Here is a 12611-nt window from a genome sequence, read left to right as displayed (position 1 = left end):
GGTGGTAACGCGGGTAAACCCGTCCCTACTTCATAGGGACGGGTTTTTTGTGTGCTTTTAAAACATTCAAAGGAGTGATTGTAGATGAAGAAAGTAGATGTAAAAGAGTCAGCTGTAGGGAGAGAAACACGTATTCGTAAGCAGTGGAACGAACAAAGCATTTTTGAACAATCAATTCAGAATCGAGAAGGCGCGCAATCGTTTGTGTTTTATGAAGGACCACCAACGGCGAACGGTTTACCACACGTCGGCCATGCACTTGGTCGGGCAATTAAAGATTTAGTAGCAAGATATAAAACGATGGCTGGTTATAAAGTAGTAAGAAAAGCAGGATGGGATACACACGGTTTACCTGTAGAACTAGGTGTTGAGAAGCAACTTGGTATTTCTGGTAAACATGAGATCGAAGAATATGGTATTGAACCATTTATTCAAAAGTGTAAAGAGAGTGTTTTCACATATGAAAAGCAGTGGCGTGAATTCACTGAAAGTATTGGTTATTGGGTAGATATGGATGATCCATATGTAACTTTAGAGAATCCATATATCGAAAGTGTATGGCATATTTTGGGGACGATCCATGAAAAAGGATTGTTATATAAAGGACATAGAGTTTCACCATACTGCCCAAGCTGCCAAACCTCATTGAGCTCACATGAGGTTGCACAAGGGTATAAAACAGTAAAAGATTTAAGTGCAACAGTGAAGTTTAAAGTGAAAGATAGTGAAAATGAGTATTTCTTAGGCTGGACAACAACGCCTTGGACACTTCCAGCAAATGTTGCGCTTGCTGTACATCCAAATATGGAATATGTTAAAGCAAAACAAGAAGGTCATGTATACATTGTTGCGAAAGAACGTGTACAAGAAGTATTAAAAGAAAACTATGAAGTATTATCTGTTCATAAAGGCGAAGAATTATTAAACACATCTTATACAGCGCCATTTCCGATGAAAGAAGTCACAAATGGTTACCGCGTTATCGCAGCAGAGTTTGTAACGGCAGATAGTGGTACAGGACTTGTTCATATTGCTCCAGCATATGGAGAGGACGATTATAGAGTTGTTCAAAGTGAAGGATTGTCATTCTTGCACGTTGTAGATGAAAAAGGTGAGTATACAGAAGCGGTACCATTTTTGAAAGGTAAATTTGTAAAAGATTGTGATGTGGATATCGTTCGTTATTTAGCGAAAGAAGGTTTACTATATCATAAAGAAAAATATGAACATAGCTACCCACATTGCTGGCGTTGTGATTCACCACTACTTTATTATGCAGGAGAAAGTTGGTTAATCCGAACAACTGCAATTAAAGATACATTTTTACAAAATAATGATTCAGTTACTTGGTATCCGGATCATATGAAACATGGACGATTTGGTAAGTTTTTAGAAAATATGGTGGACTGGAATATTAGCCGAAATAGATATTGGGGAACGCCATTAAACGTATGGGAATGTGAAAGTTGTGATCATCAGTTTGCGCCGAAAAGCATTGCCGAATTAAGAAAGCATAGTACGAAAGAAACACCGGAAGATTTAGAATTGCATAAGCCTTATGTAGATGAAGTGCAAGTCCGCTGCGAAAAATGCGGAGGCACAATGAATCGTACACCAGAAGTGATTGATGTTTGGTTTGATAGTGGTTCTATGCCATTTGCACAATATCATTACCCATTTGAAAATAAAGAGTTATTTGAAGAGCAGTTTCCAGCGGATGTTATTGCAGAAGGAATTGATCAAACACGCGGCTGGTTTTATAGTTTATTAGCAGTATCGGCACTATATACAGGAAAAGTACCGTATAAACGAGTGTTATCACTAGGGCATGTTTTAGATGAAGAAGGGCAGAAAATGTCTAAAAGCAAAGGAAATGCACTAGATCCAGTTGATTTAGTAGATAAGTTTGGTGCAGATGCGCTAAGATGGGCTTTACTTGTTGATAGTGCCCCGTGGAATGCGAAGCGTTTTTCTGAAAGAACAGTACTGGAAGCGAAATCTAAATTTGTAGATACATTAGTCAATGTGTATAGCTTCTACGTTTTATATGCAAATTTAGATGAGTATAACCCGAAAGAAACGTATGATGTAAAGCGTACGAAATTAGACGAATGGGTATTATCAAGATTGCATAGTACAACGAAAAAAGTGAGAACAGCACTTGATGATTATCAATTTACGAATGCAGCTCGTGAAATTGCAGCACTTGTAGATGAAGTGAGTAACTGGTATGTAAGACGCTCACGTAATCGTTTCTGGGAATCTGGTATGAACGCTGAAAAAGCTGCTGCGTATGAGACACTTCATGAAGTACTTGTAACAATTAGTAAATTAATTGCACCATTCACACCGTTTGTCGCGGAAGACATTCATCTTAATTTAGAAGGAAGTAGCGTTCATTTAGCTGATTATCCAGTTGTAAATGAATCACTACTTCAGCCGAAATTAGAAGCGGAAATGGATGCTGTTTTACAAGTTGTTGAACTTGGAAGAAGTAACCGTAATCAGCATTCTTTAAAAGTAAAACAGCCGCTAGCAGAACTTGTATTACTTGAGCATAACGAGAATGATATGGATTGGGAATCTTATCGTGATATCGTTATGGATGAGTTAAATGTAAAAGCGTTCCATGTTGAACTCGATGAAACAAAATACACATCATATCAATTGAAGCTTAATTTTAAAACAGCGGGGCCGAAATTCGGTAAAAATGTGAATGCAGTGAATGGTTGGCTAAAACAATTATCACAAGAAGAAGTACAAAACTTTGTATCAACAGAAAGAGCAGTTTACGAAGCAACACCAGGAGAAGAAGTAGTTGTAACTGCTGAAGATGTGTTAGTTGAGAAAGTTGCAAAATCAGGATTCTCTAACACGACTAACGGACAATATACGGTTATGTTAGATACGAATGTAACGGAAGAATTGTTACAAGAAGGAGTAGCGCGTGAATTTATTCGTGCGGTTCAAGAATATCGTAAACAGTTGAATTTACCAGTTAATTTACGAGTCGATGTTATTCTTGATACAGAAGTAGAGCTACAACGAACGTTAACGAACCATAAAGATTTATTGGAAGAAAACTTACTCGTTAAACAATTTACATTTGGTCACTTAACGAACGAAGACGATGAACTTTCTTTAGGTGAAACAAAACTTAGAATCAAATTAAGTGCAGCTAATTAAAGAAAAAAGGAAGTTGGAATGATTCCAACTTCCTTTTTCGTATGGAGGTAAATTAACTAGCTAATTTCCTCATAATCCATTCGATAGGTCCTCTAGAAAATTTCTTTCTCCATAATACGCTAAACAAAATACTGAAAATGAAAAATACAGTAGCAAATAATAAAACGAAAAGTAGTGTTTGATGTTCCATTCTATTGAATAGAATTAATGCTCCAATACCGATAAATACATGACTTACATAATGAGTTAATGTTAATTGACCTGTTTGTATAATGGAAGTAACAAACCAATTATTTTCATATTTTTCAGTGATATAGAGGCAAAGTATTAATATAGCAATAGCGGATCCTGTAGCAGATAAAATATATAATATATTTGGTAAAATGGGTCCTGTATTAAACAAAAATGTAGCAGCTGCTTTGCCAATGTGTGGAATGAAGTAATGCGTGAGCCCTTTTGATAAAAGTTCTATCAATATGGTGAATGTAATACCGAGCAAGAGCAACCTATCTCTAATCTTTTTATTATGAAGATCTAATCTGCCAATTATCATACCGATTAAGAAGAACGAAAACCAAGGGAAAAAAGGGTGATAACCATTAAAGAATAAATTGCGAAGAAAACCGTTAACTGTCCAGAAGTCTACATAGTTTATAAATGGAGTAGGGCCTCCCCAACCTTCGAAAGCATTGAAAGTAAGCTGAAGAGATTGTGCCAAGAGTAGGATAATAATAGATAAGAAGAGTAATGCTTTTTTTCGGACTGTAATGAGTAAGGCAGCAACGAAAAGGTAAACACCATAGTAGTGTAATATATCCCCAGCCCACTCCATTACGTATAAAAGTAATCCTAAAATAAATAAGAATAGTGCACGTTTCCATATGATCTTTCGGCTATTAGAAATTTTTATTTTTTCATTTCTAGCAACAGAGGATCTAGTCATTAAAGATATGCCAATTCCAGCAAGTATAACAAACAAGGCAGAAGCTCTACCTTCAAAAAGTGACATGAAGGTTATTAAAAATGGGGGACCATTTCCTTCTGCACCTGTTATCACCATAAAATTAACAAGCAGCATACCAAACATCGCCAAGGCCCTAGCAAAGTCTAAGCCGATAATTCGTTTTTTAGTATTCAATTCAATCCCTTCTTTCAAAAATACTGTTTACAGCTTCCATCCATATTTGTCTATAATCTATATCCACATGTAACATCATAAAATTCCCGACATTATCAAGCACTAATGCTAACATATGAGCTTTTGAAACTAGATTTTTATTTTCAATTAATTGCAGCTCATTTGCTTTTGTAAGGAGTGATTCAAACCCTTGTAAATATTCTGTTTGCACAGTTAGTAATCGATCTTTGTACATATCATTTCTTGAAGATAGTAATACATATTCTTGCAACACACGATTAAAATAAGGATCGTTCTGCTGTTCATCAATTATTTTGAATCCAATTTCAATGCATTTCTCAATAAAATTTTCTTTCGTAAACTCTTCTGTATGGAAGAAGGAAGAAAACTGCATCGCAGCACATAATTCTGTGAAAATACATTCGATTAATGCATCTTTAGATTTAAAGTAATAATAAATGGACGGTTTAGCAATGCCGACTTCTTCAGCAATCATTGAATAAGTCGTTTTGGTAATACCATGTCCGGCAAACAGTCGATAGCTTGCTTCCATAATTGAAGAGAGTGTTTCTGCACTTTTGCTCATAATAAAGCCTCCTAAAAAAAGGTTATATAAATCGTATCATTCATTAATATTTTTTTCAACCTATCGTTAGGTAAAAAAGTGGCCTGTTTTTTTACAAAGTCATTTAAAAAGTTTAAGAGTTAAGGAATTGCTTTAGAAATATATTTCTAAAATATTGTGTTCACTTTACACATAAATATTGAGAAAATTTCACTTACCCTAAATGGAAAGGTAATAGAAGTGTCCATAGAGAATTACTCGTAGATTCAATTTTTATCCCCCCATTTTGTGGGGAATGATTGCCGAGTGGTAATGGGATAAGGTTGAGCTACTTTATTAGGGGGAGTGGTTCTATGTTTAATAAAAAAATGGTGGCAATGGCAATGACTGTACCGTTAGTAATGGGGACGATTTCTACGGTTTCGGCATTGGAAAAACAACAGCAAGTAAAGTTAGAAGCTTATTCGCCACAGAAAAAAGCAACTGAATATTTAAAAGAAAATGCTGCGCAGTATGGATTGAAAACAGACCTTTCAGACTTGCAATATATTTCTACAACAGAAACGTCAGTAGCTTCATATGTTAGGTTCCAACAAGTTGTTAATGGTGCACCTGTATTTTCAAAACAAATTACAGTTACGCTTAACGGAGAGGGAAAGGGAGTACTCGCTGTTTCTGATTATCAGCCTGTTACAGGTGTGAAGGAAGTAACGACAAAAATTAGTGAAAAAGATGCAATACAAAAATCAATGGCGTATGTTGGAGAAGCAAGTGAGCAAAATTTATGGGCTCCTACAGATAAAGAGTTCGGATATATTGTTGAAGAAGGAATTGCTCGTCCAGTATATAAAGTTGTAGTCCATTCTAATAATCCATTTGGTGCATGGGAAACATTTATTGATGCAGAAAATGGAAAGTTAATTAAAAAGGTTGATATAAACCGAAAAGCTGAAGGGTCAGGAAAAGTATTTTTACCTAACCCAGTCGTATCTAGCGGTAGTAAAGTAGGCTTAAAAGATAATAACGATGCAGATTCAACAGCTCTAACGAACCAACTGAAAACTGTTACGTTAAAAGGTTTAGATGGAACAGGATTTTTAATTGGAGAATATGTAACGATTTCTTCAAAAGCGAAAACAAAATCTACGAATTTACAATTTAACTATACACGCGCAAATGATAGCTTTGAAGATGTTATGTCGTACTATCATATCGACACATTGCAACGTTACATTCAAAGTCTAGGTTTTAAAAATATTAATAACCGTTCGATAAAAGTGAATGTTAATGGTACAACTGATGATAACTCATTCTATTCTCCATCAACAAAAGCTTTAACTTTCGGTACTGGCGGTGTTGATGATGCAGAAGATGCTGGTATTATCGCACATGAATATGGGCATTCGATTCAAGATAACCAAGTTCCTGGCTTTGGTAGTTCAGCAGAAGGTGGAGCGATGGGAGAAGGATTTGGCGACTTCTTAGGTGCTACATATGAAGATGCAGTATCGACTACTGGATATGGTAAAGCATGTGTTGGAGAATGGGATGCGACAGCTTATTCTAGTTCAGATCCAACATGCTTACGCCGATTAGATACGAATAAAGTATATCCGAAAGATATAACGAATGAAGTGCATGATGATGGTGAAATTTGGGCTCAAGGTCAATACGAAATGGCACAAGCTTTTGGCCGTGATGTAGCAACGAAAATCATTTTACAATCACACTGGTCATTAACACCAAACTCTAAATTCAGTGATGGAGCAAAAGCGATTAAGCAAGCGGATGCTCTTTTATATGGCGGACAACATGCTGCTGATATCGATCGCATTTGGGCAGCGAGAGGCATTAGTACGAATTAATATAAAAAGTCGTGGCATTTATAAGCCACGACTTTTTAATTTGCTTACGAACAGGTACTAGTAAATAAAGCTATATCAATGTTAGTGTGAATATATCCGGATCCCATTTACTTTTTAGCTTCTTTAAAAACAAAATGCTCTTTAAATTTTCTAGATTCAACTTTTTGACCATTTCGCATCGATCGGAATGGGTGCTCTTGCCATGTAATAATAACATCAACTTCATCTGCTTTTGTAGCAACAGGTAAATTAGCGTGTTCAAATCCAGTTTTTCCACTTGCTAAACGACTTTCCTTTAGGGAAAAGAGTTCATATTTCGTTTTCTTATTTGGTTCGTTGCGGAATACTTCGACGTTTACGTTATATACCTCACTATTCCCAACATTCTTTACTGAAAAATAATATGTTTGAAATTCATCTTTTTTAGCTTGAAGCATATTCTTGTTTGTTTTTTTCGGTTTATCAATATTCACTTGCCATTGATCAGAGTTTTGAGAGATTGGTAAAGATTTTGGTGAATAGGCATACGTTTCGTTTACTACAATTAGGCAAAACAATAGGAGAAAGAAACTAATTGCTTTTTGCATATACACACCTCGCTATAAAATTTTTTATTAATATGCGTAAATGAATTGGGTTTTATGTAAAAAATGGAAAAGGGTGACGATTTGATTCAACTACAATTAAATAAATTGGAAGAGATAGTAAATGGTGAAGGATTACAAGAATCATTTCATTATATAGAGATGCAAGGCGTCTGTATTGACTCTAAAAAAATTACGAAAGGGAATTTGTTTGTTCCGATTATTAGGGTGAAAGATGGACACGATTATGTAAAAGAAGCGATGGAAAAAGGTGCGGCTGCTTCTTTATGGAAAAAGTCTTACGGTGATCCTCCAAAAGGAATCCCGATTATTTTTGTAGATGACACATTACTTGCACTGCAAAAAATAGCGCGATATTACCGAAAGACAAGTAATGTGAAAGTTATCGGAATTACTGGTAGTAATGGAAAGACAATGGTAAAAGATATAATAAGCACGATATTAAGTACAACTTATCGTGTGCATAAAACGAAGGGAAATTTAAATAGTCAAATTGGTTTACCACTAACGATTTTAGAAATGAAACAGGATACAGAGTTGTTAATACTTGAAATGGGAATGAGCGAAACGGGACAAATTCGAAACTTAGCACAAATAGCACAGCCAGATGTAGCGATCATTACAATGATTGGACAGTCACACTTAGAAACGCTTGGATCAAGAGAAGAGATTGCGAAGGCTAAATTTGAAATTGTAGACGGATTAAATGACGGTGGACTGTTCTTATATAATGGTGATGAGCCATTACTTTCTCAAAATATTAATATGCTAGGTATAGAAAGTAAGTCGTTTGGTGGAAAGTATACAAATGATTTGTTTCCAACGAACGTACAATTAGATGAATATGGTGTTCATTTTAAATTAAATCATTCAAAAATACAGTACGATGTTCCCTTACATGGAAAACATAATATTTTTAATACGATTGTCGGAATCGCTGTAGGTCAATTTTACAAAGTCCCTATAGAAAAAATACAAGAAGCATTGCAGCAAATAAACATTACACAAATGCGCTTTCAGTTTTTAACCGCTAAAACAGGTTTTACAATTATTAACGATGCATGGAATGCCAGTCCTTCCTCCATGAAGGCTGCAATTGAAACGTTGCAGAAATTAAATGCCTATAAGAAAAAAATTATAGTGATTGGGGATATGTTGGAGTTAGGCAAGAAAGCTGAAACATATCATAGAGAAATTGGTAAAATGTTAAATGAGGAGAGCATTCAATATGTATTTACGTATGGAGAGTTAGCCAAAATTGTAGCGGAAGAAGCAAGAAAGAACTATCATACAGGAAAAATAAAGTCATTTGATAATAAAGCCAAAATAGCAGAGGAAGTATTGAAAGTTATAACGAAAAAAGATGTTGTTTTACTGAAAGGTTCACGTGGAATGGCTTTAGAGGAGATTGTACAAAACTGGATGTGAAAAATCAAAATATATTTAAAAGTGCTTGCATTTTATAGGAAAAAGAGTTAGAATACTCTGTAAATATAAAAAGTGATGATCAGGAAAAGTACATGGTGCAAAGGTCTACAGAGAGCAGCCGGTTGCTGGGAAGGTTGCGATACCGCATGATGGAAAGACACCTGTGAGCGTTGCTTTGAACGTGATTGTTAGTAAAAGCAAACGGTACCTACCGTTATCAGGGCTAAGATGGTCAGTATGACAATTTGGGTGGTACCGCGGAAAAAAATCCGTCCCTATTTATAGGGGCGGATTTTTGTATTCTTTGAAAGGGGGTGAGTGACCGTGGATGATGACGATGACAACAATAACGTAAATAAATATAAAATTACTGGAGGGAAAAATAATGGATTCAATAATGAAGCGTTCACTCACAAAAGAATGTACAAAGCAAAGTGGAAAGGTTGTATTACTTCAAGGATGGGTAAAAAAAATTCGGCACCTTGGAAATGTTAGTTTTTTATTATTACGGGACAGAACAGGAGTAATTCAATGTGTATTAGAAAATGAATTGGCCGGATATAAAGTTGATGTAGAAAGTGTTGTCCATGTAATCGGTGAGATAGTCGAGACGTCGAAAACGGAATTGGGTGTTGAAGTACTTGCTCATGAAGTGAAAGTAATAAACGGTGCAGAGCCACTTCCATTTGAAATAAATAAAAAGAAGTTACAAGTTGGCTTAGATCAACTACTTAATGAGCGGGTAATATCATTAAGGCATGAGCGAACTGCAGCGATTTTTAAAGTGAAATCTACACTCGTTCAGAGCTTTAGTGAATTTCTAATAGAGAACGATTTCACACGTATATTTACTCCGAAAATTGTTTCACAAGGGGCAGAAGGAGGAGCAAATGTTTTTAAGCTTCCATACTTCCAAAAAGAAGCTTATTTAGCACAATCACCACAGTTCTACAAACAAATGATGGTAGCGGGTGGACTAGAACGAGTTTTTGAAATTGCACCTGTATATAGAGCGGAACATCATAACTCTTCCCGTCATTTGAATGAATATATCTCGTTAGACGTAGAACTTGGATTTATTCATGATTTTTATGAAGTGATGCAACTAGAAACGGATGTTTTACGATATATATTTCAACAAGTAGCGAAAAAATGTGAAATAGAACTACAACTATTACAAATAGAAGTACCTGTTATTACTGAAATACCTAAAATTACATTGTTAGAAGCACAAGAAATTTTGAAAAGTAAGTATCGTAAAGAATCTCCTGTATGGGATTTAGATACAGAAGGTGAAAAGTTACTAGGGAAATATGTAAAGGAAACATATAATAGTGAATTTGTTTTCATTACACATTATCCGAAAGAAGCGAGACCGATGTATACGATGCAAAATAAAGAGAATCCAGCTATTACTGATTCATTCGACTTATTATATAAAGGGTTAGAAATAACGTCAGGGGCACAGCGAATTCATAATTATGAAATGTTACTCGCTTCGTTTAAAGAAAAAGGATTGCACCCAGAGAAATTTCAATCTTATTTAAATACATTCCGATACGGTTGTCCCCCGCATGGAGGTTTCGGAATTGGGTTAGAAAGGATTGTATATAAACTATTAGAATTAACAAATGTACGAGAGGCGAGTGCTTTTCCGAGAGATTGTACTCGTCTTATACCATAATATCAAAACCCTTCTATGAATATAGAAGGGTTTTGTATATTTAAACATAAGTTAAAGAGAAGAAAAATGTCTTTTTGTGTGAAAATATGTAAATTATATCGAGAACATTTTATAATAAATTGAGAAAAAGAAAATTCATAAGTTATAATGAAATGTGAATATAAAAAAAGTTCATATAATAATGTATGGAAGGGTATGAAACATGTTATATCAAACTCAAGCAACACAACAAACACCAGCTTATATAATCTATCTTCTTGATGTAAGCGCATCAATGAATCAAATGATGGATGTAGAGGGAGAAGAAAAAAGGAGAATTGACATTGTAACAGATGCTCTTTCTTTAGCGATTCGCCAAATGGTATTTCGTTCGACAAAAGGTAGTCGATTGCTTCCAAGATATAAGTTATCTATTTTAGCTTATAGCGATCAAGTTTTTGATCTTTTGGGTGGGGTGAAAACAATAGATGAAGTAGCAAGACTACGTCCACTAGAAAAAATTCAAACGCATCGCTTAACTGATACAGCAAAGGCTTTCTCTGTAGTGGAGAAGTTATTGCAAAAGGAATTACCGAATTTACAAGACGGGCCAGCTCCTGTTGTTTGTCATATGACAGATGGTGCTTCAACTGGCGAAGATCCAGAATTAATTGTGCGAAGAATTATGAATATGTCTGTACCTGATGGAAATGTACTAATTGAAAATATCTTTATTTCGGATGAAATTATGCAAGAACAAATTACTAGTATAAAGAAGTGGGAAGGGATTATGCCACATACAGAAATTACGGATGAATATGGTGCAAAGTTGCAACGACTTTCCTCTCCTATCCCTCAAAGTTATCGTGAGATGATGACTGAGTATGGTTTTCATATTGGGGATGGTGCAGTGATGATGTTTCCAGGTACAAATGCAGATTTAGTATCACTTGGATTTCAAATGTCTGCTGCAACGCCGGTTCGATAGGAGGGAGAAAAATAGTGAAGTATATCCTGTCGCAAGAAAAAGAAACAGTATTACAAGAGAAGAAAGGTGAAAATTTTACATATCGATATAGTTACGTAAGAGCTAAAGAAACGCAAGACTTAAATGAGAGTGGACAAGATTTTCTTATATTTCAAGATAATGGGACTAGTATTACCTTTGCATTATGTGATGGTGTAGGAATGTCTTTTCATGGTGAAATCGCTGCGAAATTTCTTGGTATGAAATTATTAAATTTATTTGAAACATTGCAGGAAAAGAATATTTCTATTCTATTAAATGAAGAGTTGGAAAAGTGGAAAGAAGAAGCAGCAGAGGAAGTGAGGATATTTCAATTGCCAGAAGAAACACCATGGTTACTTCTCGATGTATTGGAAGAAAAGAGGAGAAAAGGTAGTGAAGCTATGTTCATTGCTGGAAAAATAGAGCTCATTCCAAATCAAGACGAAGTAGATGTAACAATAGTTACACATGGCGATTCTTTTGTACAATTGTTCCAAAATCAGAAAAAGTGCTTAAATGAATTGAATTTTGAGAGAAGTGTAGGGAAAAGATGGTCTACACATCATGGTATTATTGGTGGTGAATTAGATATTTTTTCAAAGAAGTTATCTAGAGAAGAAGTAAATAGAATTGTAATTCATTCAGATGGACTTATGTCGCTTATGCAGTATAACTTTGAGGAAGTCTTACAAAAAATCGAGAGGGCACAGTGCTCACCGACGAGCGATGATATTTCGTTTTTAGATATTTCTTGGTAAGAATACAACGGAAAGGTGAATATACGTGGAAGAGATTATTGTGACGTACATAAAACAATCAAATGAAGAAATAGATATTGCGATCCCAAATGATGTAAAAGTAATACAGATTATTGAAGCAATTTTACATCACGAAAAAATAGATGAAACATTAAGTGAAATTTACGAAATTAGAGTGACAAAGGATAAAGAAGAGTGGCATTCTATTCGAAATGACGAGACTTTGAGAGATAATGATGTTTGGGATGGACAATATGTAATGCTAAATAAAAAAGGGGCGATTATCCCTTCTTTTGAAATGTTACCGGCAGAAGAAGTTAATAATGAACCTGTTAAACAAGGTATATCTTCTAGTGAAGAAGATTATGTATGGAAAATCATTGAGTAATAGTTT

Annotated in this window: 10 protein-coding genes and 2 other annotated features (1 of these 12 running past the window's edge); of the genes, 7 read left to right on the top strand and 3 right to left on the bottom strand. The window is 35.0% G+C overall.

What is annotated here, in order from left to right; all coding sequences use genetic code 11:
• Nucleotides 1-30, top strand: a binding site (T-box leader); it begins 211 nt to the left of the window's first position.
• A 54-nt stretch (nucleotides 31-84) separates the two neighbouring features.
• Nucleotides 85-3186: an isoleucine--tRNA ligase gene (gene ileS / locus MRP26_RS00860; RefSeq protein WP_053564637.1), complete on the top strand. Its 3102-nt coding sequence runs from the start codon at nucleotides 85-87 to the stop codon at nucleotides 3184-3186.
• A gap of 52 nt (nucleotides 3187-3238) precedes the next feature.
• Here the strand turns inward: ileS and MRP26_RS00855 are convergent, their stop codons facing one another.
• Entirely contained in the window at nucleotides 3239-4324 is a 1086-nt protein-coding gene (locus MRP26_RS00855) for a DUF418 domain-containing protein (protein ID WP_197241533.1), read from the bottom strand.
• A gap of 1 nt (nucleotide 4325) precedes the next feature.
• On the bottom strand, nucleotides 4326-4910 hold the full coding sequence (locus tag MRP26_RS00850) for a TetR/AcrR family transcriptional regulator (RefSeq protein WP_016512885.1): 585 nt from the start codon (nucleotides 4908-4910) through the stop codon (nucleotides 4326-4328).
• 332 nt (nucleotides 4911-5242) lie between these two features.
• On the opposite strand from MRP26_RS00850, the gene MRP26_RS00845 reads away from it, so the two are divergent.
• A complete protein-coding gene (locus MRP26_RS00845; protein ID WP_000482274.1) occupies nucleotides 5243-6754 on the top strand; it encodes a M36 family metallopeptidase in 1512 nt (503 codons plus the stop codon).
• A gap of 107 nt (nucleotides 6755-6861) precedes the next feature.
• On the opposite strand, the gene MRP26_RS00840 is transcribed toward MRP26_RS00845, so the two are convergent.
• The gene (locus tag MRP26_RS00840) at nucleotides 6862-7341 is read right to left on the bottom strand and encodes a hypothetical protein (RefSeq protein WP_053564635.1); all 480 of its coding nucleotides are present in this window, start codon (nucleotides 7339-7341) and stop codon (nucleotides 6862-6864) included.
• Nucleotides 7342-7404: 63 nt separating this feature from the next.
• Between MRP26_RS00840 and MRP26_RS00835 the strand changes: the two genes are divergently transcribed.
• The 5 genes from MRP26_RS00835 (at nucleotide 7405) to MRP26_RS00815 (ending at nucleotide 12605) form a co-directional block, all read left to right on the top strand.
• Nucleotides 7405-8787: a UDP-N-acetylmuramoyl-tripeptide--D-alanyl-D-alanine ligase gene (locus tag MRP26_RS00835; RefSeq protein WP_069355507.1), complete on the top strand. Its 1383-nt coding sequence runs from the start codon at nucleotides 7405-7407 to the stop codon at nucleotides 8785-8787.
• 66 nt (nucleotides 8788-8853) lie between these two features.
• Nucleotides 8854-9067: a binding site (T-box leader), on the top strand.
• A 105-nt stretch (nucleotides 9068-9172) separates the two neighbouring features.
• Nucleotides 9173-10471, top strand: a complete 1299-nt coding sequence (aspS, locus tag MRP26_RS00830; protein WP_242805837.1) for an aspartate--tRNA(Asn) ligase — start codon at nucleotides 9173-9175, stop codon at nucleotides 10469-10471.
• Nucleotides 10472-10673: 202 nt separating this feature from the next.
• Nucleotides 10674-11438, top strand: a complete 765-nt coding sequence (locus MRP26_RS00825; RefSeq protein ID WP_000966848.1) for a vWA domain-containing protein — start codon at nucleotides 10674-10676, stop codon at nucleotides 11436-11438.
• Nucleotides 11439-11449: 11 nt separating this feature from the next.
• Complete coding sequence (locus tag MRP26_RS00820) at nucleotides 11450-12217, top strand: hypothetical protein (RefSeq protein ID WP_069355508.1); 768 nt, start codon at nucleotides 11450-11452, stop codon at nucleotides 12215-12217.
• 25 nt (nucleotides 12218-12242) lie between these two features.
• Nucleotides 12243-12605: a ubiquitin family protein gene (locus MRP26_RS00815; protein ID WP_000391135.1), complete on the top strand. Its 363-nt coding sequence runs from the start codon at nucleotides 12243-12245 to the stop codon at nucleotides 12603-12605.
• Nucleotides 12606-12611 lie beyond the last annotated feature (6 nt).

Origin of the sequence: Bacillus sp. CCB-MMP212, assembly GCF_022748145.1 — a bacterium.
Lineage (GTDB): Bacteria > Bacillota > Bacilli > Bacillales > Bacillaceae_G > Bacillus_A > Bacillus_A cereus.
Note: the sequence above shows the minus strand (reverse complement) of the source record. Positions and strands in the feature narration are given on the sequence as shown.

Excerpts from the sequence above, each read along its gene's own strand:
- ileS (WP_053564637.1), top strand. The coding sequence starts at position 85 with ATGAAGAAAGTAGATGTAAAAGAGTCAGCTGTAGGGAGAGAAACACGT.
- MRP26_RS00850 (WP_016512885.1), bottom strand. The coding sequence starts at position 4,910 with ATGAGCAAAAGTGCAGAAACACTCTCTTCAATTATGGAAGCAAGCTAT.
- MRP26_RS00845 (WP_000482274.1), top strand. The coding sequence starts at position 5,243 with ATGTTTAATAAAAAAATGGTGGCAATGGCAATGACTGTACCGTTAGTA.
- MRP26_RS00840 (WP_053564635.1), bottom strand. The coding sequence starts at position 7,341 with ATGCAAAAAGCAATTAGTTTCTTTCTCCTATTGTTTTGCCTAATTGTA.
- MRP26_RS00835 (WP_069355507.1), top strand. The coding sequence starts at position 7,405 with ATGGAAAAGGGTGACGATTTGATTCAACTACAATTAAATAAATTGGAA.
- aspS (WP_242805837.1), top strand. The coding sequence starts at position 9,173 with ATGGATTCAATAATGAAGCGTTCACTCACAAAAGAATGTACAAAGCAA.
- MRP26_RS00825 (WP_000966848.1), top strand. The coding sequence starts at position 10,674 with ATGTTATATCAAACTCAAGCAACACAACAAACACCAGCTTATATAATC.